General features: G+C 55.3%; 20 protein-coding genes. 5 read left to right on the forward strand and 15 right to left on the reverse strand.

The genetic code is table 11. From position 1 onward, the window contains the following. Window positions 1–181 precede the first annotated feature (181 nt). Together JJL52_RS04585 and thiO are read right to left on the reverse strand one after the other, a co-directional pair. Window positions 182–1,204, reverse strand: a complete 1,023-nt coding sequence (locus JJL52_RS04585) for a quinone-dependent dihydroorotate dehydrogenase (RefSeq protein ID WP_202051217.1) — start codon at window positions 1,202–1,204, stop codon at window positions 182–184. Between the two features lie 13 nt (window positions 1,205–1,217). Further along, the gene (gene thiO / locus JJL52_RS04590) at window positions 1,218–2,321 is read right to left on the reverse strand and encodes a glycine oxidase ThiO (protein WP_202051218.1); all 1,104 of its coding nucleotides are present in this window, start codon (window positions 2,319–2,321) and stop codon (window positions 1,218–1,220) included. A gap of 609 nt (window positions 2,322–2,930) precedes the next feature. Here thiO and JJL52_RS04595 point away from each other — a divergent pair. Then, the gene (locus tag JJL52_RS04595; RefSeq protein ID WP_202051219.1) at window positions 2,931–3,818 is read left to right on the forward strand and encodes a putative outer membrane beta-barrel protein; all 888 of its coding nucleotides are present in this window, start codon (window positions 2,931–2,933) and stop codon (window positions 3,816–3,818) included. A 421-nt stretch (window positions 3,819–4,239) separates the two neighbouring features. Here the strand turns inward: JJL52_RS04595 and JJL52_RS04600 are convergent, their stop codons facing one another. From JJL52_RS04600 to mobA, 7 genes are all read right to left on the reverse strand, one after another. After that, the gene (locus JJL52_RS04600; protein ID WP_202051220.1) at window positions 4,240–4,452 is read right to left on the reverse strand and encodes a formate dehydrogenase subunit delta; all 213 of its coding nucleotides are present in this window, start codon (window positions 4,450–4,452) and stop codon (window positions 4,240–4,242) included. Between the two features lie 10 nt (window positions 4,453–4,462). After that, entirely contained in the window at window positions 4,463–5,323 is an 861-nt protein-coding gene (gene fdhD / locus JJL52_RS04605) for a formate dehydrogenase accessory sulfurtransferase FdhD (protein ID WP_202051221.1), read from the reverse strand. 2 nt (window positions 5,324–5,325) lie between these two features. Beyond that, a complete protein-coding gene (gene fdhF / locus JJL52_RS04610; protein ID WP_202051222.1) occupies window positions 5,326–8,166 on the reverse strand; it encodes a formate dehydrogenase subunit alpha in 2,841 nt (946 codons plus the stop codon). Window positions 8,167–8,199: 33 nt separating this feature from the next. Then, complete coding sequence (locus tag JJL52_RS04615; protein WP_202051223.1) at window positions 8,200–9,753, reverse strand: formate dehydrogenase beta subunit; 1,554 nt, start codon at window positions 9,751–9,753, stop codon at window positions 8,200–8,202. After that, complete coding sequence (locus tag JJL52_RS04620) at window positions 9,750–10,226, reverse strand: formate dehydrogenase subunit gamma (RefSeq protein ID WP_202051224.1); 477 nt, start codon at window positions 10,224–10,226, stop codon at window positions 9,750–9,752. Before JJL52_RS04620 ends, JJL52_RS04615 begins: the two co-directional genes overlap by 4 nt. Window positions 10,227–10,564: 338 nt before the next feature. Next, window positions 10,565–11,746, reverse strand: coding sequence for a pyridoxal phosphate-dependent aminotransferase (locus JJL52_RS04625; RefSeq protein WP_202051225.1), 1,182 nt, complete (start codon window positions 11,744–11,746; stop codon window positions 10,565–10,567). Between the two features lie 240 nt (window positions 11,747–11,986). Further along, window positions 11,987–12,583 (reverse strand): molybdenum cofactor guanylyltransferase MobA, encoded by a 597-nt coding sequence (gene mobA, locus JJL52_RS04630; protein WP_202051226.1) that lies wholly within the window; start codon window positions 12,581–12,583, stop codon window positions 11,987–11,989. Between the two features lie 40 nt (window positions 12,584–12,623). Here mobA and JJL52_RS04635 point away from each other — a divergent pair, with 40 nt between their 5' ends. Further along, entirely contained in the window at window positions 12,624–13,094 is a 471-nt protein-coding gene (locus JJL52_RS04635) for a DUF302 domain-containing protein (protein ID WP_202051227.1), read from the forward strand. Window positions 13,095–13,434: 340 nt separating this feature from the next. After that, a complete protein-coding gene (locus JJL52_RS04640; RefSeq protein WP_202051228.1) occupies window positions 13,435–15,147 on the forward strand; it encodes a PQQ-dependent sugar dehydrogenase in 1,713 nt (570 codons plus the stop codon). A 42-nt stretch (window positions 15,148–15,189) separates the two neighbouring features. Here JJL52_RS04640 and sufT read toward each other — a convergent pair whose 3' ends face one another. From sufT to JJL52_RS04665, 5 genes are all read right to left on the reverse strand, one after another. Continuing rightward, the gene (gene sufT, locus JJL52_RS04645) at window positions 15,190–15,738 is read right to left on the reverse strand and encodes a putative Fe-S cluster assembly protein SufT (RefSeq protein WP_202051229.1); all 549 of its coding nucleotides are present in this window, start codon (window positions 15,736–15,738) and stop codon (window positions 15,190–15,192) included. A 9-nt stretch (window positions 15,739–15,747) separates the two neighbouring features. Next, window positions 15,748–16,476: an SDR family NAD(P)-dependent oxidoreductase gene (locus tag JJL52_RS04650; protein ID WP_202051230.1), complete on the reverse strand. Its 729-nt coding sequence runs from the start codon at window positions 16,474–16,476 to the stop codon at window positions 15,748–15,750. Next, window positions 16,467–17,135 (reverse strand): HAD family hydrolase, encoded by a 669-nt coding sequence (locus JJL52_RS04655; RefSeq protein ID WP_202051231.1) that lies wholly within the window; start codon window positions 17,133–17,135, stop codon window positions 16,467–16,469. The genes JJL52_RS04650 and JJL52_RS04655 overlap by 10 nt, the downstream gene beginning before the upstream one ends. A 5-nt stretch (window positions 17,136–17,140) precedes the next feature. After that, the gene (ubiG, locus tag JJL52_RS04660) at window positions 17,141–17,848 is read right to left on the reverse strand and encodes a bifunctional 2-polyprenyl-6-hydroxyphenol methylase/3-demethylubiquinol 3-O-methyltransferase UbiG (RefSeq protein WP_202051232.1); all 708 of its coding nucleotides are present in this window, start codon (window positions 17,846–17,848) and stop codon (window positions 17,141–17,143) included. 102 nt (window positions 17,849–17,950) lie between these two features. After that, entirely contained in the window at window positions 17,951–19,261 is a 1,311-nt protein-coding gene (locus JJL52_RS04665) for a TRZ/ATZ family hydrolase (RefSeq protein WP_202051233.1), read from the reverse strand. A gap of 61 nt (window positions 19,262–19,322) precedes the next feature. Between JJL52_RS04665 and mtnA the strand changes: the two genes are divergently transcribed. Then, window positions 19,323–20,363: an S-methyl-5-thioribose-1-phosphate isomerase gene (gene mtnA / locus JJL52_RS04670; RefSeq protein ID WP_202051234.1), complete on the forward strand. Its 1,041-nt coding sequence runs from the start codon at window positions 19,323–19,325 to the stop codon at window positions 20,361–20,363. Window positions 20,364–20,420: 57 nt separating this feature from the next. Next, window positions 20,421–21,110, forward strand: coding sequence for a sulfate transporter CysZ (gene cysZ / locus JJL52_RS04675; RefSeq protein WP_436231506.1), 690 nt, complete (start codon window positions 20,421–20,423; stop codon window positions 21,108–21,110). Between the two features lie 220 nt (window positions 21,111–21,330). On the opposite strand, the gene JJL52_RS04680 is transcribed toward cysZ, so the two are convergent. After that, the gene (locus JJL52_RS04680; RefSeq protein WP_202051236.1) at window positions 21,331–21,645 is read right to left on the reverse strand and encodes an H-NS histone family protein; all 315 of its coding nucleotides are present in this window, start codon (window positions 21,643–21,645) and stop codon (window positions 21,331–21,333) included. Window positions 21,646–21,874: the final 229 nt, after the last annotated feature.

Consider the following 21,874-nt stretch of genomic DNA (forward strand, 5'->3'; position numbering starts at 1 on the left):
TTATTGCGGAATCGTAGGGAGGGTTACGGCGCTCCAACCCTTGAACCTCTGATATACGAGAAAGTTTTCCGCGCGCCGTAACCCGCCATTGCCGTTTATACCAACGGTGGGTTACGGCGTGCGGAAAACAGCGCAATACATTTAAAACCTTTCAACTGCGCGCCTAACCCACCCTACGCCGTTACGCCGCATTCAACTGCTTTATACACTCCGCAATCAACTGCGGCCCTTGATAAATCAAGCCGCTGTAAATTTGCACCAGACTGGCGCCGGCCGCGAGCTTCTCCAGCGCGTCCTCCGCACTTAGTATGCCTCCCGCCGCAATGATCGGACAGTGTCCATTCAATTCTTCCGCCAGTCGGCGTACGACAGCCGTGGACTTGTCCTTGACCGGCGCTCCGCTCAATCCGCCCGCTTCCGCGGCCAACGGATGCCCGCTGATAGCAGTACGGTCGAGCGTCGTATTGGTCGCGATCACACCGTCGATCGCGAAGGCGACCAATAACCGGGAAATCTGTTCGATTTCTTCGTCGTTCAGATCCGGCGCGATTTTGACGACGACCGGTACGTAACGCAGATGTTTCTCGGCCAATGCGAATTGCTCTTCCTTCAAGGCCGAAAGCAGGTTTTTGAGCTCGTCGGTTTGCTGCAGTTGGCGCAGATTTTTCGTATTCGGCGAAGAAATATTGATCGTGACGTAGCTGGCCCAGGGATAGACCTTGCGGAAGCCGATTAAATAATCCTGGGCTGCCTGCTCGATCGGAGTATCGAAATTCTTGCCGATGTTAATGCCTAGAATGCCCTTGTAGTCGGCCTGGCGGACCCGTTCGACCAGATGATCCACGCCAAGATTGTTGAACCCCATCCGGTTGATAATCGCCCGATGCTCGGGCAGCCTGAACAAGCGCGGTTTCGGATTGCCGGGCTGGGGACGAGGCGTGACCGTTCCGATCTCGATAAAACCGAAGCCGAGCGAAGCCAATGCATCGATATGGTCGCCGTCTTTATCAAGGCCGGCTGCGAGCCCGACCCGATTTTTAAAGTTCAATCCCATCACTTCTATCGGCGCAGCCTCAACTTCAGGATAGAGCGAACGACTGATGCCCGAGGCGTAAGCTGCATCGAGCATTTTCAGCGTAACGCGATGCGCGGTTTCAGGAGATAGCTTAAACAGGAACGGACGTAATAGAGGGTAGAAATTCATGTCGAAAAAACGATTAATGCTGGCTGGAAAATTGATAAGGTTCCGGCGCAACGCGCGGTGTGCGGTTCAGGATCAGATCGGCCAGCAGTTCGGCCGAAGCCGGTCCCATTGCCAGACCGTTTCTGAAATGGCCCGCATTGATGTAGAGATTCTCGATTTCGGGGTGCCGGCCGATGTAAGGGATGCCGTGTTCGGTTCCCGGCCTGAGGCCCGCCCAATGTTTGATGATCGGGAACTGCTTTAATGAAGGCATTAGCGCCCAAGCAAAATCCTTCAACTTATTGTGTATTTCCGGCGACGGCGTTTTGTCGAATTGAGCGAGTTCGACCGAACTCCCTGCGAGAATCTTGCCGTCCCGGCGCGGGATCAGGTAGCGGTCCTCGTCGAGTACCATATGCCGGAGCGTATCGGGCCGGGCTTCGAACAGCAGCATTTGGCCTTTGACCGGCACGATGTTCGGCATACAAGCCGGCGGCAGGGCCGGAAACAGTTGCCCGAATAGTTCGCCGGTCCAAGCACCGGCGCTGATGATCAGCCGGTCGACTGCGAATGTACCTTGCGTGGTATTGATTGCATTAATCCGGGATTGATACATGTTGGCTGAAACTAATTCGCACGCTTCGATGATTTTAACGCCTCTGTCGGTCAAGTCCTGTCTGAGCGATTTGACTAACCGGGGATTACGCGCCTGCGCGATATCGGGCAGCCAAAGCGGATTTTCGGGCCGGGTGTTCAGATTATCGAAAAAAGCCGCTCCGGGCGCTTCGTACCGAATTACGTTGCGGCGGCACCAGTCGATTGCCGCCTGGATGTCGGGATTTTTGGTGACCAGTAAACCGCATGGCGTCCATTCGGGATCCAGCCGAGTGTCTTTTATGAGCTGTTCGGCCAGGATCGGATATAAGACGAGGCTGCGCATCACCAAGCGGGAAATCGCATCCGGTTGCCGCCAAGGGTATAACGGGAGCAAAATGCCGCCGCCTGCCCAGGATGATTCCTGGCCGAGCCGGTTTTTTTCGATCAACGTAATGCGGGCGCCGGCTTGGTGGAGTTCTCTGGCGGTTAAAAGGCCGATGATGCCGCCGCCGATCAGCGTGAAGTCTGGATGTTGGATCATGGATCAATAAAAGCCGGGGAAAGAACCGGGATGTTGGTTCAGAAGTATAAATAATCGATAGGTGTAGATATCGGTTTACTGAAGCGGATCGGTTTACCAAGCCTCAAGTCACCTTTGGAAACCTAAAAGCTGATTAATCTAACATAATATTGCCGTTCCCGGTTCGGTATTTGATGGTAAGAAGGGGCGAATTATGATAAATAGCGGATATTCATGGCATTAAAGCTGAGAATGAGCAGAAACTTTACTTTCTGCCTTTCAGATACCCAATTGTTTGGTTGTTGTTAGAGTGCAACAAAAAAGCTTCTACAAAGTATTTTTAGTTTATTAGAAATTACTTTTTAGATTAGTAGAGAATAGAAAGTCTTTCCAACAACTATGTTGCAATCACGGAAATTGACCGCCGATTTTGTTGTTTTAGGCGTACAATGATAATATTCTTTTTGCCAAAGTCATTTAAGTTTTTGTTTTTAAAGTAAAAAATATGATAAAAAAATTAACATAAAAACTTGTAATGGGAGGGTATTATTGCTATTATTACGCCGTGGAATACGCTTTGTTGTTTCAAAGCAAAATTTTGTAAAATTACAACCTCATGAGGAGGAATAAATGAGCAAGAAAATTTATACACCCTGCGCTATTGCGGCAGCGGCTTTGACTCTGGCAGGCGTTGCCGCCGCGCCGGAAGTGCAGGCCCACTCGAAAGCGGAGCGCGTTGCCGAAGCCGCAAGCAACAAAGCGGATGCTCTGGAAGCGCAATTGCAGGCGGTTCAAAACGAATTGGCCAGCCTGCGCGCCCAAGTCAACGCACCTCGAGCCGATTCCGAAAAAGTTCAAGAGCTGGATCAATGGATGCAGCAAGTTAAATCCGCACCGGTTAAGGTTGAAACCAAGGATAACATGGTTTTCTTCCGTGGCGGTTATGCACGAAACGATCACAAACGCGACGGCGTTTCGATCTACAGCGATGTAGCCGGCAGCCAGTTGGGATTGCCAGGTCAAAACGGCGACAATGACGCTTGGTACATCGGCGCTGGTTTTGATTTCAGCGTCAATGACGACCTGTTCGGCTTGATGGACAACACCGAAGTATTGGCCGAACTGATGTTCGAATGGAAAGAATTTGCTACTGCGACCCAGGGCAACGTTCTTGCACAGGATCCTACTTTCCTGGCCACCGGCGCTTTGGGACCAACGCGCGAAGTTAGCGTGTCTCAATTGTCTCTGACCGCGGCTCCTAAAATCAAATTCATGAAAGGCAGTGATTTCAGACCGTGGATCATTCCGGTCGGTTTGGGTCTGCACATCATCAGCCCGCCGTCTGAATCGATCACCGTATTCAACCCAGGCGTGATGTTTGGCGCCGGTGCTGACTACAAAGTCTGGAAAGACGTGTATGTCGGTGTCGACGGTCGTTACCATTTGACTGGCGGTGCAGGGGACGGCGTCAATACCGACGGTTTCACCGCCGGCGGTTATGTCGGATTAGGCTTCTAAAAAGAGCTCTTTCCGCCGCTATCAAAAAAGGAGGACCGAGGTCCTCCTTTTTTTTTGTCTGAAATTTTGTATCTGTCGGATACACAGGAAGGAGTGAATTCATTTGCCTTCAGTGAGGATAATCCGGGCATTGTCTGAGGCGTAGGTTCGAACCAGAAATGTACTGAAAAGAGCCGGATTTCATCGAGCAGACCCTGATCGTCGACCGTTTGGCAATTAACTTTTTATCGGTTGAGGGGAGATCTGCCGGGCCTTTGATCGCGAATGAGAAAGCTTCGCTTTAATGGGGCTCCTTATGGAAGGTGAGAGTTTGTTGAGAATTTCTTTTAAGTTTATTGCGGGGGAACGCGTTGAGTTGGATTATCCGTCGTGTAGGTTAATCCAACTTCTTCGGGAAAAAGTTCTGGTTAGTGCTATAGGATCAGGAGGCCAGTTTCTGTATTGCTTTTTGTGCCAGAGGGCTTAATTCTTTGCCGTCTTGCTGGCAGTAAGCAATGATCTGGTTCTTCATTCGAGGATCCCAAGATCTTTTTATATGATTTTTAACGCCTTCGGCCGCGAGTTCCTTATCGCTTTCCGAATTGAAGAAATCGCTAATATCGTTAGCCATTTTGATCAGTTTTTCGATGTGCATTGCTCAATTATCAGGTAATCAGGGTAGGATAAATGGTATGGGTCAGCCGTTCGGGGCGACTGTAGACGACGTGCTGATCATCCCGGGCGAAACCGACGAGGGTCATGCCGGCTTCTTCGGCAAGGCGAATGGCCAATCCGGTCGGTGCGGACATGGTTGCCAGCAGAGTAATGCCGACGCTGGCGGCCTTTTGTACCAATTCGTAGCTGGCCCGACTGGTCATGAGCAGGAATCCGGAAGCCGGGTTTTTGCCGAGACGCAATAACAAGCCGATCAATTTGTCGAGTGCGTTGTGGCGGCCGACATCTTCGCGAAGGTATTGGATACCTTGTCCCGGCAAAATCCATGCGGCCGCATGCACTGCACCGGTCAGTTGATTCAGTGTTTGTTGCTGGCGAATTTCGTTCAGTGCTGCGAACAGTTCGCCAGCGGCCAATTGCAAATCGCCGCCGACCATTTTGGTGTCACGCACCGCCTGTTGCAAGGTCGTCGCGCCGCAGAGTCCGCAGCCGGTCCGGCCGGTCAGATTGCGTCCTTTGTCGGCTAGATTGGCAAAACGTGCTTCGGGAATTTTAATGCGTGCTTCTATTCCATTCGAACGGTTATAGACATGAATCGACAGCAGTTCGGCAGGATCTTGGATGATGCCTTCAGTTATGCTGAATCCGAGCGCAAAATCCTCGATATTAGCCGGCGTCATCAGCATCACTACATGCGGCTGGCCGTTGTAAACCAGCGACACCGGCACTTCTTCGGCAATATAATCCTGCTGGATGCTGTGCTGCTGGCCGCGCCAGCGCTCGACCCGGCTTTGCTGGTAACTCGGCCAGCCCAGCTCGGGCGAAAGCGGCTGCATCACGACATTGGCCATGCTTATCCCTTGGCGAGCAGTTCCAGTTGTTCTTCGGAAAATGCCTGATAGTTTTGCTGCCATTCCGAAGTCTGGCTGACTTTGGTGACCTGCACGGCGGTGACTTTGTATTCGGGGCAGTTGGTTGCCCAGTCCGAATTGTCGGTCGTGATTACGTTTGCGCCAGATTCCGGGAAGTGGAAAGTCGTGTAAACGACGCCCGGCTGAACACGGTCGGTAATCAGCGCTCTCAGCACAGTTTCACCGGAACGGCTCTTGACGCCGACCCAGTCGCCGTCCTTCAGGCCGCGGTCTTCCGCATCATGAGGATGGATTTCGAGACGGTCCTCGGCATGCCAGGCTACATTACCGGTGCGACGGGTTTGTGCGCCGACGTTGTATTGCGACAAGATCCGGCCGGTGGTCAGGATTAACGGGAACATCCGGGTCGTGCGTTCGTGCGTCGCGATGTATTCGGTCAGCATGAACAAGCCCTTGCCGTTATCGCGCATGAATTGATGTTCGTGCATGGTCGGTGTGCCTTCCGGCGCGGCCTCGTTGCACGGCCACTGAACGCTGCCGAGGCTGTCGATTTTATCGTAACTGACACCGGTAAAGGTTGGCGTCAACCGGGCGATTTCATCCATGATTTCGGATGGATGGCTGTAGTTCATCGGATAGCCCATCGCATTTGCCAGCATCTGGGTGATTTGCCAGTCTTCATAACCTGCGAGCGGCGCCATGACCTTGCGTACCGGCGAGATCCGGCGTTCGGCATTCGTGAAGGTTCCGTTTTTCTCGAGGAAAGAGGAGCCGGGCAGAAATACATGCGCGAATTTCGCAGTTTCATTTAGAAACAGATCCTGCACGATGATGCATTCCATCGATTCCAGCGCATGATGCACGTGTTGGATGTCCGGATCCGATTGCGCGATATCTTCGCCTTCGACGTACAGGCCTTTAAAACTTCCGTCGCCGGCCGCATCGAACATGTTTGGAATGCGCAGACCGGGCTCGCCTTGCAGCGGGACGCCCCAGTTTTGTTCGAACAGCTTGCGTGTCGCATCGTCCGAAACATGGCGGTAACCGGGGAATTCGTGCGGGAACGAGCCCATGTCGCAGGAGCCCTGCACGTTGTTTTGGCCGCGCAGCGGATTCACGCCGACGCCTTCGCGTCCGAGGTTGCCGGTTGCCATTGCGATGTTCGCGATGCCGATCACGGTTGTTGAGCCCTGGCTGTGCTCGGTGACGCCGAGGCCGTAGTAGATCGCAGCATTTCCTGCATTCGCATAAAGACGAGCGGCGGCGCGGATTTCGCTGGCCGGTACGCCGGTCACTGCTTCGGCCGCTTCGGGGGCATGACGTTCGTCGGCAATAAAGCGGCGCCATTTGTTGAACGACTCGAGATCGCAACGTCCCTCGATAAAGGCTTCATCGATGAAGCCTTCGGTGACCACGACGTGCGCAAGCGCATTGATCAGAGCGACGTTGGTGCCCGGACGCAGTTTCAAATGGTGCGAAGCCTTGACATGCGGCGATTTAACCAGATCGATCTCGCGCGGATCGACTACGATCAGCTTCGCGCCTTGGCGCAGGCGTTTTTTCATCTGCGAGCCGAATACCGGATGGCCGTCGGTGGGGTTCGCACCGATTACCATGATCACATCGGCCTTCATTACCGAGTCGAAGTTTTGAGTGCCGGACGATTCGCCGAAAGTCTGCTTCAGCCCGTAACCGGTCGGGGAGTGGCAGACGCGTGCACAGGTGTCGACATTGTTGTTGCCGAAGCCGGCACGGATCAGTTTCTGTACCAAATAGGTTTCTTCGTTCGTGCAGCGCGACGAAGTGATGCCGCCGATTGAATCGCGGCCGTATTTAGCCTGGATCCGTTTCAGCTCGGAGGCGGCATAGCTGATCGCTTCTTCCCAGCTGACTTCCTGCCAATGGTCCTTGATGCTCTTGCGGATCATCGGTTTAGTGATCCGGTCCTTATGAGTCGCATAGCCGAATGCGAAACGGCCCTTCACGCAAGAATGGCCATGGTTGGCCTTGCCGTCTTTGTGCGGTACCATCCGGACTACCTGATCGCCTTTCATTTCGGCGCGGAACGAACAGCCAACCCCGCAATAGGCGCAAGTGGTTACGATCGCATGTTCTGGTGTGCCGTGTTCGATCACCGATTTTTCGATTAGCGTCGCGGTAGGGCAGGCCTGGACGCAGGCGCCGCAGGAGACGCATTCGGAATCCATGAAAGACTGGTTCTGGCTAGGTGAAATTTTCGAGGCAAAGCCGCGGCCGTCGATCGTTAGCGCGAAGGTCCCTTGAGTTTCTTCACAGGCACGCACGCAGCGCGAACAGACGATACATTTGCTCGGATCGAATGTAAAGTACGGGTTGCTTTGATCCTTGACTGCGCCCAGATGGTTTTCGCCGGCAGGATTATAGCGTACTTCGCGGAGGCCGACCGCCCCGGCCATGTCCTGCAGTTCGCAGTCGCCGTTCGCGGCGCAGGTCAGGCAGTCGAGCGGATGATCCGAAATGTAGAGTTCCATGACGCCGCGGCGCACATCGGCCAGTTTTTTATTCTGGGTCGTGACGACCATGCCTTCGGCGACCGGCGTGGTGCAGGAGGCGGGCATGCCGCGCATGCCTTTGACTTCGACCACGCACAAGCGGCAGGAGCCGAACGGCTCGATGCTGTCGGTCGCGCACAGCTTCGGAATATCGATGCCGATGCTGGCCGCTGCGCGCAGAACCGATGTGCCGGCAGGTGCAGTGACCTGAAATCCGTCGATTTCCAGATTGACCAGTTGATCGGATTGTCTGGCTGGGGTGCCGAAATCTTTTTCTTTATCGAGCGACATAGCGAATACCTCTTATTATCAGGCGGCGTCTTATTAGGCGGCGTCGGCTTGGCCGGCGATACCGAAATCTTGCGGGAAATGGTTCAGGGCACTGAGTACCGGATAAGGCGTCATGCCCCCCAGAGCGCACAGGGAGCCGTTAAGCAACGTATTGCAGAGATCGCGCAGCAGAGGCACATTCTTTGCAAGATCGCGTCCTTCGATGATGTCGCTGATCACTTCGACGCCCCGGGTTGAGCCGATCCGGCACGGCGTGCATTTGCCGCACGATTCGATCTTGCAGAATTCCATGCTGTAGCGCGCCATTTCGGCCATGTCGACCGTATCGTCGAACGCGATTACCCCGCCGTGGCCGAGCACGGCCCAAATCGCCGCGAACGCTTCATAGTCGAGCGGAGTGTCGAATTGCGATTCGGGCAGGAAGGCGCCCAGAGGTCCGCCGACCTGAACGGCTTTAATCGGGTGCCCGCTCGCCGAGCCGCCGCCGAAATCGTAGAGCAGTTCGCGCAGCGTCATCCCGAACGCAATTTCGACCAGTCCCGGGTGTTTGATATTGCCGGCCAGTTGTAACGGCAGCGTGCCGCGTGAGCGGCCCATTCCGTAGTCACGGTAGTAGTTGCCACCCTTGTCCAGAATGATCGGCACCGAGGCCAACGAAATGACGTTGTTCACGATAGTCGGCTTGCCGAACAGGCCACTGATCGCCGGCAGGGGCGGTTTGAAGCGGACCAGGCCGCGCTTGCCCTCGAGGCTTTCCATCAGCGATGTCTCTTCGCCGCAGATGTAAGCGCCCGCGCCGAGGCGTACTTCCAGGTCGAATTTTTTACCGCTGCCCAGAATATTGTCGCCGAGGTAGCCTGCCTCGTAAGCTTTGGAGATCGCCGCATTCAACGCCTTATGAGCATGCGGATATTCAACGCGCAGGTAGATATAGCCCTGGGTTGCGCCGACCGCGATACCGGCGATCGTCATGCCTTCGATCAGGACGAACGGGTCGCCTTCCATCACCATTCGGTCGGAATAGGTGCCCGAATCGCCTTCATCCGCATTGCAAATGATGTATTTTTGCTCGGACGGAGTGTTCAGCACCGTGTTCCATTTGATTCCGGTCGGAAACGCCGCGCCGCCGCGGCCGCGCAGGCCCGAATCGGTGACTTGCTTGACGATGTCCGCGCCGGACATGGCGAGCGCGTTTTTAAGGCCGCGGTAGCCTTCGTGAGCGAGGTAATCGTCGAGGCTCACCGGGTCGGTAATTCCAACGCGTGCGAACGTCAAGCGCTGTTGAGCTTTTAGATAAGGGAGTTCTTCGATCAGGCCCAGTGCGAGGGAATGATTGCCGCCGTTCAGAAAATCGGCATCGAATAATCCGGCGACGTCTTTGGCTTGCACCGGCCCGTAAGCCATCCGTCCTTTAGTGACCGCAACTTCGACTAAGGGTTCCAGCCAGAAAAGCCCGCGCGAGCCGTTGCGGACTAATTCAATCTGAATGCCGCGTTTCACGGCTTCTTGTACGACGGCCGCCGCAACGCGGTCTGCGCCCAATGAAACGGCAGCTGCATCACCCGGAATATAAATTTTGTGAATCATGCAGATGCCTCCTCAGGCTTGATTACGCAGTCGAACAAGTCCGCACTGACGCGTCCGTAAAGCTGCTCGCCGATCTGCATCGACGGCGAGGCGGCGCAAAGCCCCAAGCAATAGACAGGCTCCAGCGAGAAAGCGCCGTCCGCGGTGGTTTCGTGATAATCGATACCCAGTCTGTTTTTGACATGCGCCTCCAGTTGCTTGCCTCCCATCGCCTGGCATGATTCGGCACGACAAATGTGGACGGTGGTTTTTCCGGGCGGTGTCTCGCGAAAATAGTGGTAAAAACTGATGACCCCGTGCACTTCGGCGCGGGATAGATTCAACGCCTTAGCGATGTCGGGAATAGTGGCGGCCGGGATATAACCGAGCTTGTCCTGGATGCCGTGCAGGATCGGTAACAGCGCGCCGGGGAGGTCTTTCAGCTTGGCGATGATATCTTGCACTTCGGCATGGCTAGCGCCGGATTCAGTCATGTTTGTCTCTCTGGCTAAAAAATTAGAACAATCGAAGGGATTTTTCGCGTTGTTCATAAGTGGTCCACCCAGATTAACACAATTGAATTTCGAAGTAAAAAGATCATAAAAGTGACAAAAAATTATGTTATTGAAATTTCAATATTGTAAAAAGAGCAGAAATAATCAATTTGATGGTTGAGCATAAATAAAAGTTTCGGATAAGAAATGAAGCGGGCGAACCGGGGGCAGTACCGTTAAGGCAGAGGGGGAATTGCCGAATGAACGGACGCAACATTTCTGCTTCAAGATATAAGAAGAACTGTCATGCAAGGCGTTTTCAGAAATACAGCGGGCGTTTACATCGTCAATCGTCGAATCCCGTTGATCAACCTGCTGATGGCGGCATCGAGTTGCGTTTGATCCAGCATGCCGTACGAAATACGCAGACAGGGATTGTCGGCCAATCCGAACGCGCTGCCTGGAATGGCGGCGACTTTGAAGTCGTCGATCAGCATTCTCGCCAATTCGAGGTCGTTTTTTCCGGTATCGATCTTGAGCAGCAGATAGAAGGCGCCTTCGGGCTCCGGGATTTCGCACAAGCCCTTCAGCGGCTGCAACCGGGCGATCACCTGTTCGCGTTTCGCAGCCAGCTCCGGCAGGCGGTTTTTGCAATAATCGGCGCCGGTTCTTAACGCGCCGGCGGCGGCGATCTGATTGACCAGCGGCGGACAGATCAGGTTGGTATCTTGGATTTTCAGCAGCGATGGTGTTAAGGCTTCGGGATAGGCCATGTAGCCGATCCGCCAGCTTGCAAAGCCGTAGGCTTTCGAGAGCGAGTAGAGCGAAATCGTATGCGGCGCGGCGCCGGGCAGCGAGCCCGGCGAGAAATGCCGGGCTTCGCCATAGGTAAAATATTCGTAGGCTTCGTCGCTGATGTGGTACAGCCCGTATGCGCGGCACAGCGCGTTGACGGCGCGCAGCGCGGCTTCGGGATAGACCGCGCCGCTCGGGTTGTTCGGCGAAATGGTGACGATCGCGCGGGTTTTTTCGTTGATCGCTGCACGCAGGCCAGTGACGTCGAGCTGATAGGCGCTGTCGGTCGGTACGCCAACCGGAAGGCACCCCAGCATGCGGATTGCCATTTCCTGGTTGAAATAATAGGGCAGGGGCAGAATGATTTCATCGCCGGGATCGGCGATCGCAAGCAGTACGTTCAGAAACGCCATGTTCGAGCCCGCGGTAATCATCACGCCTGTGCCGGTGTCCGTATCGATTCCGTTTTCCCGGCGCAGCTTGTCCCGGAGCAAGTCTAAAAGCGGCGAATAACCGAATGCCGAACCGTAAAGGTGCTGCTCGGCTTGCCTGCCGAAATCGCGAATCGCGTCGAGGGCCGAGTCGGGCGGCGGATAGGAAACCATACCCTGGCCGAGCGAAAGCGTGCCGGGATTGTCGCGGGTCCAGGCGCCGACGACAGGAATGATCGGCGATTGCACGGCGGCAATACGCCGGCTCGGGTCCGGGTGTGCATGTAGTTCCATTTTTATCGGATCGAACAAATCGGGTGATTAGAAAAAATAAGTTTTCGGTTGCAAACCTGACAGGATTTTTAAAAATCGGGCAGATCGGCAAGTCTATAGTGCTGTTACAGGAATGGGCCGGCGAAATCCGTTGCTTGATATTTTATTCAGGCGCCGGGCTATTGAGAAACAGATGGGCGCCGGTGAGGAAAGAAGGGCTGCGCTTGCCCCTCCGGGAGCGCCGAACCAATCCGCAAGGCTTTACCGTTCATTTTGGGCCTCCAGCGCGGCCAGTTCGGCCATCGTATTCACGTTGGCGAAAATCTCCGGTGTGGCGCTGAAATCGGCCGGCACGAGCCGATGCAGTTCGAGCCAGCGGTCGGCTTTACGGCCGCCGTGGCTCAGATATTCTTGCAGGCTGTCTTTCAAATCGGTTTTGAGCGCAAGGAAAACCGGATGCAGGCGCTCACCGTCGTGCGCGGCCGCGATGTCCGCGTCGTGCTCTGCCCTTGTCGCGAGCAGCTTGTCTACATGTTCGGCCAGAATCAGCGGCGAATCGCAGGGCAACACCGCCAGGACTTCCGCTTCGGTATGCCGCATCGCAGCCAGGATGCCCGCTAATGGCCCGTCGAAACCGGCGGTCAGGTCAGGCACGACCGGCCGGCCAAAAGCACGGTATCGGTTGAGATGGCGGTTGGCATTGATGATAATTTCGGAGACTGCGCCGGCCAGCGCGTCGATCGCGTAACAGACCAGGGGACGGCCGCGGTACAGGATCAGCCCTTTGTCCTGATTGTGCATCCTGCGTGCCCGACCTCCCGCCAGAATCACCCCTGCCACTGTTGTTCGATCGTGCATAATGTTAAGCTGTGACGGTTGTTCACTTTTCGTTTTGACCATGTTCCGATGTGCCGTGATTTTGATCAGCCTGTTATTCCTTGCCGGTTGCGCAGGGATAAACGGCGGCGCCCCGGTGCCCGGCGAGTATGTGTACTACTACCAGGTCGAGACGCGAAAGCCCTACGACGAAGTACTCGACGAGCTGAAAAGCGCGATTGCGGAAAACAATTTCAGGATAACAGCACACAGCCGGGTCGGTAAAGTGATCCGCGAGCGCGGCGACAAGGATTTTCCGGATTTCGACACGATCCAGTTCTGCAACCTGACCCATGCGAGGACAATGCTGAAGATGGCACCGGAAGCGATAAAGTATATGCCTTGTAATGTCGTAATGTATCGGCAGGACGGCAAGACGATCGTCAGGACTCACCTGTTACCGACCGATTCGGACAATCCCGAATTGAATCGTTTCTTGGAAACAATGAACCAAAAGCTGAAAGAGATTCTCGACTTTGCTGTCGAGGAGTAGGAGAACGGCCGCGTAACGCTTCCCGGTCAAGCAAAACCCGGCGGCGCCGGATACCGGAAGCGATTTTCTCACGAGAGATAGGATATCCATTCGGTATCCTTTCGCTATCCTTATTTTCCGCTCGCATTGTTTCTTTTCCCGTTATATTCCATGCATATCGACAAATCCTGACAATTACGGATCGGTAGAGTTTCCGCCTCTATTTGTCGCCAGGCGATCCGCATGATGGCGCCAGGTTCTCCTTCATGTTACTTATCTTTCGCCGATTCCGCCGGATCAAGCGTCCTTTAATATTCTGCGTTACGCCGGATGCCCTAACTGCGCCGGCAGGAGTTGCGTAATGATGATTCAAAAGTTCATCGACAGGCCAGGATACAGTCCGCGTTTTTTATCGGCATACTGCATTTTCTGGCTCTTTTGCCGGATTTCGGCCGCCGCCACTGTGGAGGTCAGTGTGCGGGATTTTGTATTCGCACCGAAGACGGTGAGCGTGCAAGTCGGCGATACGGTGCACTGGAACTGGATCGAGGAGAGTCATACGACGACTTCAGGCGTTTCCGGAACTCCAGACGGACGCTGGGATTCCGGAGTTCAAAGCATCCCTTTCAACTTTGACCAGACCTTTAACCAGGCCGGGAGCTTTCCTTATTTCTGTGCTCTCCATTGGCAGATGGGTATGACCGGCACCGTGATTGTTCGTGATGCGAATGCGCCCCCCCCACAACAGCTCGACAATCCGATTAAATCCCGCATCCGAAAAGGAAACGTCAATATCAAATTGACTCCCGTCGCGGAAGGACTCACCGCGCCCAATTGGGGAGTTGCCGCGCCAGGCGATGCCGGCCGTTTGTTTGTGGCCGACCAGAACGGGGTCATCTGGGTCATCGATCTGGTCAATGGACAAAAGGCGGTATTCGCGGATTTAAGCGGGATACTGGTTCCTCTGGGCTCTCAAGGGCCCAATACGTTCGATGAACGCGGTTTGCTGGGCCTCGCTTTCCACCCCGGTTATCAGACAAATGGGCTTCTCTATACCTTCACTTCGGAATCTACAGGCGATCCGGCCGATTTTTCCACCCTTCCTTCCGGAACATCGCCCAATCATCAAAGCGTCGTTCGGGAATGGCGGGTAGCGGCGCCGGGAAATCCGCTGGCCTTGGTGGATACCAGCAGTTCCAGGGTCATTCTCCGCATCGACAAACCCCAGTTCAATCATAACGGCGGTGCGCTCAATTTCGGTGCGGACGGCATGTTATATATCTCTACCGGAGACGGCGGCAATGCCGATGATCAAGGGGTAGGCCATAGTTCCCAAGGCAACGGGCAGGATCGTGGCAATGTGCTGGGCAAGATCCTGCGCATCGACCCGAATGGTCGGAGCGCGCCCAATCGCCAGTATTCGGTTCCGGCCGACAACCCTTTCGCGAGCGGTTCGCCGGGCGGACAGGCCGGCTGTGCCGACGGGATCTGTGACGAGGTTTTCGCTTACGGCTTGCGCAATCCCTTCCGCTTTTCCTTCGACAGCGCCAACGGCGCGCTCTTTGCAGGCGATGCAGGCCAGAACGATATCGAGGAAGTCGATGTGATCCGGCCCGGAGCCAATCTGGGCTGGCCGGTCCGTGAAGGCACTTTCTGCTTCAACGCTAACGGGGATGAGGCAGGATTCGTCAGCCGGCCCGGCAATTGTCCGTCAACCGACATGACTGCGCCGGTCGCCCAATACGATCATGACGACGGTACGGCCGTGGTTGGCGGCTTTGTATATCGCGGCGGCAACATCTGGAGTTTGCGGGGGCGCTATGTATTCGGCGATTACGCCAAGCCCTCCGCTCAGGAAGGACGGCTGTTATTCTTGAGCGGTAGAAACATCGCCGTTGGCCAGCGAGCCCGCAAGAGCGGATTGGCGGAAATGCGGATCCAAGGCCAGCAGGGGCTGGGTCTATTTTTATTGGGTTTTGGACAGGATGCTCAGGGCGAGCTTTACGTGTTGGGCAACAGAACAGGTCTGCCTTTCGGTACGACCGGCGGGGTGTGGAAGATCGGGGCGCCTTGACGAGGGATAGATGTGTCTTCGCGGCCCCGCCGAGAGTAAGGATCAGTAAAGGCCCAACTGCAACTGCGCGACTTCCGACATCATCTCGCGCGACCAGGGCGGGTCGAGCACGATTTCGACCGTAACATGATCGACGCCCGGCAGCGCGCGGATACCTCTTTCGACGTCGCCTTGAATCACTGGGCCCATGCCGCAGCCGGGGGCGGTCAGCGTCATCCGGATATGCACATCGTTCAGATGTTCGCCGACCGGTGTGACCTTGCAGGAGTATACCAGCCCGAGGTCGACGATATTGACCGGGATTTCCGGATCGTACACGGTTTTCATCACTTCCCAGCAGTTTTTTTCGACCGCTTCGGGGCTGGTGTCGGACACCAGCGTATGCAGTTCGTGCGCCTCCTTGCCGAGTGCGTCGGCATCCTTGCCGTCGATCCGGACCATATGCCCGTATTCGGTCACCACCGTATAATTGTTGCCCAGCGATTGGTGAATCACGACCGTTTCCCCTTTCTTCAACGTGCTGGGAACGCCGTCGGGGATCGTGATTACGTCCACGTCGCGGGTTAGGACAAAGGCTTCTCGTTCTGTCATAAAAGTGCTTTAAAGATGGAAGGTCCGCGCATCGATCACCTGGCCGTTCACGCCGATGCTCTGCGGGCTGAAAAGATAGCGGTAGACCGGTGCGAGGGACTCCATCGACGGTAATTTGGTGTTGTCGACGCCGGGATAGGCTTTTTTGCGGAGCGGGGAGTCGACCGGGCCGGGCACCATGATGTTGACCCGGATTTTGCCGGCGCTTTCCAGTTCTTCGGCCAAAATTTTGGCGAGCCCTTCGACTGCGAATTTGGAGACGCCATAAGCACCGGAATAAGCCGGGGCGTTCCGGGCGGACGAGTCGGAGGTAAATACGATCGAGGCGTGCGGACTCTTCTGCAGTACCGGCAGCAGCACGCGGCACAGCAGAAACGGCCCGTTCAGGTTTACGTTCAGCGCATGTCCCCATTCCTTGGTGCCGAGCAGCGAAATCGGCGTAAAGCCGCTGAATTCGACAGCCGAATGCAATAAGCCCTGCAGCGACCCGTATTTTTCGTCGATCCGGTTGGCCAATTCCTGAAAATCGTTTTCACTCGCACCGGCCAGGTCGAACGGGTACAGGATCGGTTCGGGGGCGCCTGCCTCGACGATCTTGTCGTACACCGCTTCGAGTTTCGGAATCTTGTTGTCGAGCAAAATCACATGCGCGCCGTGCTTGGCGAGCGTCAGCGCGGCGGTGGCGCCGAGGCCGCCTCCCGCGCCGGTAATCAGTATCACTTGATGGCTCAGCGGCATCGATGCGCTCCTATCCAGTCGGTAATTTGCAGGGGTGAATCGATCACCGAGTCGGCCCCCCAGGTTTCCGGCAGGTCGCCGGGCTTCAAATAGCCGTAGCTTGCGGCGAGTGTTTTCATATGGGCGTTTTTGCCGGCGGCAATGTCGTGAACCGCATCGCCGATGTAGACGCACTGCTCCGGTTTTACTCCGGCTTGTTCGCAGGCGGCCAGCATGGGCCCGGGATGCGGTTTCGAATAAGCGGTCGTGTCGCCGCTGACGATGCAGGCGGCGCGGCCGGTCAGCTTCAAGGCCGCCATTAACGGATTCGTGAAACGCTCGCGTTTGTTCGTCACGACGCCCCATTTCAGGCCTTGTGCTTCGATTTGCGCCAGCGTGTCTTCGATACCGGCAAAGAAGCTCGACTGATCGGCGATATGCCGTTCATAACAGTCGAGCATCGTTGCAAGCAGTGTTTCCTGAACGCCGCCAGCGACCGGTTCGGTCAGGCCGGCAGCGATCATGGCGCGGGCGCCGAACGAAATGAACGGTTTGACCGCAGTGCCGCTGGCTTCCGGAAAGCCGTGCCGGGCGAGCGAGAGGTTCAGACAGCGCATCAGATCGGGCGCGGTATCGACCAGAGTGCCGTCCAGGTCAAACAATACGCAGGCAAGTTCCATCGCGCTTACTCGGATCGCCGAAAAGCGGCGATATAATTTACGTCGATGTCCTTGCCGAGACTGAAGCGCTTGGTCAGCGGATTGTATTCGATCCCGACCATACCGCTCAGCTGCAGGCCGGCGTTGCGCGCCGACTGGCAGAGTTCGGAAGGCTTGATGAAGGTTTTGTACTCGTGGGTACCTTTCGGCAGCATCTTCAACACGTGCTCGGCCGCAACGATCGCAAGCAGATAGGCCTTCGGCTTGCGGTTCAAAGTGGAGAAGAACACCATGCCGCCCGGTTTGACCAGCGTTGCGCAGGCGTTGATGATCGAGCCGGGATCGGGCACGTGTTCGAGCATTTCCATGCAGGTCACATGATCGAAGCCGGCCGGCTGCTCCGCAGCCAGGTCTTCGGCGCTGATTTTGCGGTACTGCGTACGGATGCCGGATTCGAGGCTGTGCAGGTCGGCGATGTCGAGCAGTTCTGCACTCAGGTCGATGCCGAGCGCATCCGCGCCTTCTTTGGCCAGGCCTTCGGTCAAAATGCCCCCGCCGCAACCGACGTCGACGATCCGGGTGCCTTTCAGGTCGGTAAAGCGCCGGATGAACTGGAGTCTAAGGGGGTTGATGTCGTGCAGGGTTTTCAATTCGCCCTGCGGATCCCACCAGCGCTCGGCTTGCGAGCCGAACTTGTTGATTTCGTGCAGGTGGACGTTATTGGATGCAGTCATAAGCGTTAGCGTGGGTGGCTATAGTTTAGTATTTTACTAGGTTATTGTTCTTGGTCAACACATAGGGTACGCTGTGCATACCTTTTTGTTACGGTAAACAGATCAGGATGCAAGCCTGTCTTTCCAATCGCCGATCTTTCCGCTCAATTCGCCGGAATTGATCGTCGTCAATTCGCGTTGTTTCAATAGGCGTTTTCCGGCGACCCAGACGTCGCTGACCTGCCGACGGCTGGCCGCATAGACAATCTGCGAAACCGGACAATACAAGGGTTGGGTTTCGAGGTCGCTTAAATCGATCGCGATCACATCGGCCGCTTTGCCGGTTTCGAGCGAGCCGGTTTCGCGGTCGATGCCGAGCGCTTTGGCGCCGTTGATCGTCGCCATTCTCAGCGCCATTGAGGCGGGCAGGGCGCTTGCATCGTTCGCGACCGCTTTGGCGAGCAGCGCGGCGGTGCGCATTTCACCGAACATGTCGAGGTCGTTGTTGCTGGCCGCGCCGTCGGTGCCGAGCACGACGTTGACGCCGCGGGCAATCAATTCTGCGACCGGGCAAAAGCCGCTGGCCAGTTTCAGGTTCGATTCCGGGCAATGCACGACGTGCGCGCCGGTTTCTGCGAGCAGATCCATTTCGTCCTCGGTCAGTTGCGTCATATGGACTGCCGACAGCATCGGACTCAACAGTCCTAAAGCTTTTAAGCGTTGGAGCGGCCGCAGGCCGGTCTTGGCGAATTCCTCCTCGACCTCGTGCTTCGTCTCGTGCACATGCATGTGTACCGGCAGTTCCAGTTCATCCGAAAACATCCGGATTTTTTTGAGCGGCGCGTCCGATACCGTGTAAGGCGCATGCGGCGCGAATGCGGTCGTCAGCAGCGGCTCGTAGCGAAGCCGGTCGCGCAAAGCCAGGCCTTTTTCGATGTAGACATCGCCGGTTTCGGCCCAGACGGTCGGGAAGTCGACCACGATCAGGCCGATACTGGCGCGGATGCCGTGCTGTACGGCCTGCTGCGCCACGACGTCCGGGAAGAAGTACATGTCCTGGAAACAGGTCGTGCCGCCGCGAATCATTTCGGCGATCGCCAGTTCGGTACCGTCCCTGACGAACGCTTCACTGACCCAGCGCTGTTCGAGCGGCCAGATGTGGTTCTGCAGCCAGTCCATCAAATGCAGATCGTCCGCAATGCCCCGCAACAGTGTCATCGCGGCATGGGTATGGCAATTGATCAACCCCGGCAGTAACGCGTGGCTGCCCAGGTTTTCGATATGCGTCCCGGTATATTTTTGCCGAGCGGCTTCGGTCGGCAAAAGATCGACGATCCGGCCGCCGTCGATTGCCAGGCTGTGGTTTTCATAGGTTACGGATTCGGGCTCAACGGGTATAATCCAGCGGGCATGGATCAGGGTATCGACTTGCATGGGCATTCCTTGATTGAAGCGCGGAATTATAACTTTATATACGACGATTTTTGACTAAATAATGACGAAACAAAACAGATTGTCTGTCGAAGCCCTCAAGTGGACCGGTAATGCATTGCAGGTTCTGGATCAGCGGAAAGTGCCCGAACGGATCGTTTATCAGGATTTTGACACGGCCGAAGATGTGAGCCGTGCGATCGCTTCGATGCGGGTGCGCGGTGCGCCGGCAATCGGGATTGCCGCCGCCTATGGGGTGGTATTGTCGGTGATGCGCCATGCCGGCGAGAATGCAGCGGACTGGCGTGCCAAGATCGATGCCGATATCGACAGGCTGGCCAAATCGAGGCCGACCGCAGTGAATCTGTTTTGGGCGCTGGACCGGATGAAAAAGACGCTCGATGCGCACCTGGATGCGCCTTTGGCCGCGGTGCTTGCGGAAGCCGAAAAGATCCATGCGGACGACATTGCCGCGAACCGGACGATGGGCGAACTTGGCGCGGACCTGATCGGCAGCGCGAAAGGGGTCTTGACGCACTGTAATGCCGGCGCGCTCGCCACCGGCGGCTACGGGACCGCGCTCAGCGTGATACGCAGCTTGTACAGCCGTCGGCCGGTAAAGGTCTATGCGGGCGAAACGCGGCCCTGGCTGCAAGGCGCGCGGCTGACCGTCTGGGAATTGTCCCAGGACGGCATACCCGCGACCCTGATTGCCGATTCGGCGGCGGCCTGGCTGATGCGTTCCGGCGCGATCGACTGGGTGATCGTCGGCGCGGACCGCATCGCGGCGAATGGCGATACGGCGAACAAGATCGGCACTTATGCCTTGGCGGTTTTGGCCAGGCAGCACGGCGTCAAATTCATGGTGGTTGCGCCGACTTCGACGATCGACTGGACGATCGCCGACGGCAGCCGCATCGAGATCGAAGAACGCGATCCGGCGGAGCTGCTGCCCGCCTGTTATCGGGAGCGGGAATCGCTGGTCCAGGCCTGGAATCCGGTTTTCGACGTGACGCCGTCGGAATTGATCGATGCGATTGTGACTGAAAAGGGAGTCGTGCCGAATCCGTCCGCCGACGGCATGGCCCGCTTGCGGATGTCCTGACCATAATAAATACGGGAGGTATTGCGAATGATGTTAGATCGAAGAGGGAATAATCCTTTGCTGGCGATTAAATTTTTCGGGGAGGGAATCCGCTTGCTCGGCAATCCGAAACTGCGAAAATTTGTCGTGATTCCGGTAGTGGTCAATCTTGTGCTGTATGCGGTTGCATTCGCGCTGGGATATCTTTATCTCGGCGATATGATCGATCGATTTATTCCGGATTGGCTGCAATGGCTGCGCTGGATATTGTGGCCGCTATTCTTTATAAGTTTTTTTATCGGCGGATTTTTTACTTTTACGGTATTGGCCAATCTGATTGCGTCGCCGTTTTACGGCATGTTATCAGCCGCGACCTTGGGGGTTGCCGCCGGAGAATCGGCAACGGTGGCAGAGGCGCCCTGGCTCCAGGTCTTCAAGGCCGAATTGCGGCGGGCGGCTTATTTGGGGGTGCGTGCAATATTGCTGGTAATAATTTCGATTATTCCGGGGGTTAATGTGATTGCACCGTTATTATGGGCATTATTCGGTGCTTGGGGAATGGCATTGGAATATCTGGCTTATCCGTTGGAAAATGCGGGAGTTCTGTTTTCCGAACAGCGCAAACTCATCGGCAGCGTCAGATGGGGGGCTTTGAGTTTCGGAGGGCTGGCGGCAGCGGGTTTGGCTGTGCCGATCGTAAATATCATCGTTGCGCCCGCTGCGGTGATCGGGGCGACGCTTTATTTGCGGGAAATCGAACAAAAGTGACCGCTTTGAAATGGGGATAGTCTTTTTGTCGAATATCCCCATCTTTGCCATAACATCAGTCCATGCTTGAGGCTCCGTTCTCTCGCCATATGGCAGCCGCGGAATCCCGTTTCGTGACAGAGTTAAGGTATTAGAACGATTTTTTCCTTAGATACAGTTTCAGATTTTTTCGAAATCGATTTAGATTTTAAAACCCGAGCCAGATCTTTCGAAATCGATTTTAGATTTTGAATTCCGAACTGTCGTGTCCTTCTTCGATTAAAGTGCGCAGCCATTTCGGCATCATGCCGCGTCCCGTCCAGATCTTGTTCGGATCATTAGGGTGGCGGTACTTCGCTGGCACTTTAACGCCTTTCCGGGGCGATTTTTTATCGTTCTCGATGATTTCCACCGTCACTTCGATCGAAGCAGCCAATTCTTTTATCTGCGTTATGATTTCTTTGCGGTGGTTGACAAGCTTATTTTTTAACGCCTTCTCTGCGTTTTCGATAACCGTTTGTAATTCGTTCACAGAAAGATTCTGAAAATCAGTCATAATGTATTGCTCAAAATTTAGTGAATTTAAATTTTATCATAACCAATATCGATTTTAAAACATGCCTTATATCATTTAGTGAAATTGATCACGCTGATTCTCCGTATCAGCAATCCTGCATCCGGCATGGTTGAGATTATTATTAAGAAAAAACAAAATCTCTGTAGAAGAAAATTCCGATATTGAGATATTGATTACTGTGACCAAAGTTTTAAGGAAACATTCAGTA

It is taken from the genome of Candidatus Methylomicrobium oryzae (assembly GCF_016745425.1).
Taxonomy (GTDB): Bacteria; Pseudomonadota; Gammaproteobacteria; order Methylococcales; family Methylomonadaceae; genus Methylomicrobium; species Methylomicrobium oryzae.

Bases quoted from the DNA above. Each gene is read 5' to 3' on its own strand.
- JJL52_RS04665 (WP_202051233.1), bottom strand. From the start codon at position 19,261: ATGCAAGTCGATACCCTGATCCATGCCCGCTGGATTATACCCGTTGAG.
- JJL52_RS04640 (WP_202051228.1), top strand. From the start codon at position 13,435: ATGATGATTCAAAAGTTCATCGACAGGCCAGGATACAGTCCGCGTTTT.
- ubiG (WP_202051232.1), bottom strand. From the start codon at position 17,848: ATGACTGCATCCAATAACGTCCACCTGCACGAAATCAACAAGTTCGGC.
- JJL52_RS04595 (WP_202051219.1), top strand. From the start codon at position 2,931: ATGAGCAAGAAAATTTATACACCCTGCGCTATTGCGGCAGCGGCTTTG.
- JJL52_RS04625 (WP_202051225.1), bottom strand. From the start codon at position 11,746: ATGGAACTACATGCACACCCGGACCCGAGCCGGCGTATTGCCGCCGTG.
- JJL52_RS04635 (WP_202051227.1), top strand. From the start codon at position 12,624: ATGTTCCGATGTGCCGTGATTTTGATCAGCCTGTTATTCCTTGCCGGT.
- mobA (WP_202051226.1), bottom strand. From the start codon at position 12,583: ATGCACGATCGAACAACAGTGGCAGGGGTGATTCTGGCGGGAGGTCGG.
- sufT (WP_202051229.1), bottom strand. From the start codon at position 15,738: ATGACAGAACGAGAAGCCTTTGTCCTAACCCGCGACGTGGACGTAATC.
- JJL52_RS04680 (WP_202051236.1), bottom strand. From the start codon at position 21,645: ATGACTGATTTTCAGAATCTTTCTGTGAACGAATTACAAACGGTTATC.
- JJL52_RS04615 (WP_202051223.1), bottom strand. From the start codon at position 9,753: ATGATTCACAAAATTTATATTCCGGGTGATGCAGCTGCCGTTTCATTG.
- JJL52_RS04585 (WP_202051217.1), bottom strand. From the start codon at position 1,204: ATGAATTTCTACCCTCTATTACGTCCGTTCCTGTTTAAGCTATCTCCT.
- JJL52_RS04650 (WP_202051230.1), bottom strand. From the start codon at position 16,476: ATGCCGCTGAGCCATCAAGTGATACTGATTACCGGCGCGGGAGGCGGC.
- thiO (WP_202051218.1), bottom strand. From the start codon at position 2,321: ATGATCCAACATCCAGACTTCACGCTGATCGGCGGCGGCATCATCGGC.
- fdhF (WP_202051222.1), bottom strand. From the start codon at position 8,166: ATGTCGCTCGATAAAGAAAAAGATTTCGGCACCCCAGCCAGACAATCC.
- mtnA (WP_202051234.1), top strand. From the start codon at position 19,323: ATGACGAAACAAAACAGATTGTCTGTCGAAGCCCTCAAGTGGACCGGT.
- fdhD (WP_202051221.1), bottom strand. From the start codon at position 5,323: ATGGCCAATGTCGTGATGCAGCCGCTTTCGCCCGAGCTGGGCTGGCCG.
- JJL52_RS04655 (WP_202051231.1), bottom strand. From the start codon at position 17,135: ATGGAACTTGCCTGCGTATTGTTTGACCTGGACGGCACTCTGGTCGAT.
- JJL52_RS04620 (WP_202051224.1), bottom strand. From the start codon at position 10,226: ATGACTGAATCCGGCGCTAGCCATGCCGAAGTGCAAGATATCATCGCC.
- JJL52_RS04600 (WP_202051220.1), bottom strand. From the start codon at position 4,452: ATGCACATCGAAAAACTGATCAAAATGGCTAACGATATTAGCGATTTC.